This window comes from Vibrio sp. D173a, from assembly GCF_030248475.1.
Window position 1 is genome coordinate 1 of record NZ_JAHGAH010001005.1, and the last position, 747, is coordinate 747.

Annotated in this window: 1 protein-coding gene and 1 pseudogene; both read right to left on the reverse strand. The window is 43.8% G+C overall.

The genetic code is table 11. The features are described 5' to 3' along the window. Nucleotides 1-216: pseudogene (gene folE, locus KIV40_RS30895) on the reverse strand (GTP cyclohydrolase I FolE); the annotation flags it as partial. A 10-nt stretch (nt 217-226) separates the two neighbouring features. After that, a complete protein-coding gene (gene folX / locus KIV40_RS30900) occupies nt 227-604 on the reverse strand; it encodes a dihydroneopterin triphosphate 2'-epimerase (protein ID WP_285353109.1) in 378 nt (125 codons plus the stop codon). Between the last annotated feature and the right edge of the window lie 143 nt (nt 605-747).

Sequence of the window (747 nt, forward strand, 5' to 3'; positions counted from 1 at the left end):
AAATATCTCATGAACGTACATCTTGGCTATCCGGTGCGGCGTCTCAGCGAGGCTGTCATCGGTCAAATCCAATCCTAGCGTGCTCACCACTTCCGTTAAGAGACCTTTAATGCGGTTATATTTTTGGTCACTATTCATTTCGCTCTGTGTCATTGGGGTTTCAAGCCCTTTCGCGAGCAAAGCCTCTCTTACTTTTTCAGCTTCTGTGTTCAACATGGCTCACTCCTTATTGATGGTTTTCGTGGTCTGCTTCGTAGCTCAGAGTGAGCGAGACGGAGTCGGCAAAACGTAGTGCGTGAGGCTTATCAATTCTTACTTGGGCGTATCGCACCCATGAATGATCGATACAGATACCGAGGACATCGCTGGTCAACTTCTCTAAAAGCAGAAAACGTCCAGATTCGACATGGTGAATAATTTTTTTGCAGATGTTTTTGTAGTTGAGTGCATTCTCGACATCGTCTGAGAGACATAGGTTGTTTGCGGGATAGTGGATTTCTGCATTGATAACGATGTCCTGCTGCTTGGTTTTCTCTTCTTCATTAAATCCAATGAAAGTTCGTAGTCTGAGGTTCGTAATAGTGATGATGGCGTTGTGATTCATAACAGTGTCCAGTCCTTAGAGAGTGATGTCAGTTACGTGCTTGTTTTACGAAAAGATCAATAAAGCTCAGGTGATTAAGAGTTCAATCAATATTGTTGGAGCTGTTGTGCAGGCTGAGTGAGGTTGAGCTTAAAAGGTATGGA